A 507-nucleotide genomic window follows, 5' to 3' on the forward strand; every position below is an offset into this window, starting at 1 on the left:
GATTTGTTGTCATGAATAACGCTCCAATGCGGATCATCCGCAATCATGGGAGCGGCAACTAGTCTGACACGGGGGGAGACCGGCGCTGTGCGCGGTTGCTCAAAACCGCCAAACTCAAATACCCGCAAGCGGCCATTGAAGACCTGGACAGCCGCAGCACGCGGGGCATTGAACGCAGCGCGGTGATGAGTCTGGCCCTGGGGGAGTGGGTCAATGCCGGGCACGCCGTGCTGATCACCGGAGCCACCGGCGCGGGCAAGTCTTGGCTGGCGTGCGCGCTGGCCCAGCATGCCTGCCGGCGTGGCCACAGTGCGCTGCGCCTAGCGGGTTCCTCGCCTGGGCGAGGAACTGCGCATTCGCCATGCCAACGGCACCTTTACGCGCTGGCTGGACACGCTCAAAAATACTGACGTGCTGCTGCTCGACGACTGGGGCATGGCCGCCATGGACAGTCAAACCCGGGCCGATCTGCTAGAGATCATTGACGACCGGGCCAGCCAGCGCGCC

Annotated in this window: 1 protein-coding gene and 1 pseudogene; both read left to right on the forward strand. The window is 64.3% G+C overall.

Features of this window, described 5'->3' with window-relative positions; all coding sequences use genetic code 11:
* Positions 1 to 95 precede the first annotated feature (95 nt).
* A complete protein-coding gene (locus tag ACP7AD_RS18600) occupies positions 96 to 410 on the forward strand; it encodes an ATP-binding protein (protein WP_426166427.1) in 315 nt (104 codons plus the stop codon).
* A pseudogene (locus ACP7AD_RS18605) lies at positions 388 to 507 on the forward strand (IS21-like element helper ATPase IstB); the annotation flags it as partial. The gene ACP7AD_RS18600 and the pseudogene ACP7AD_RS18605, both read left to right, overlap by 23 nt.

The organism is Polaromonas sp. DSP2-3-2b2 (assembly GCF_049895905.1).
Taxonomy (GTDB): domain Bacteria; phylum Pseudomonadota; class Gammaproteobacteria; order Burkholderiales; family Burkholderiaceae_C; genus Polaromonas.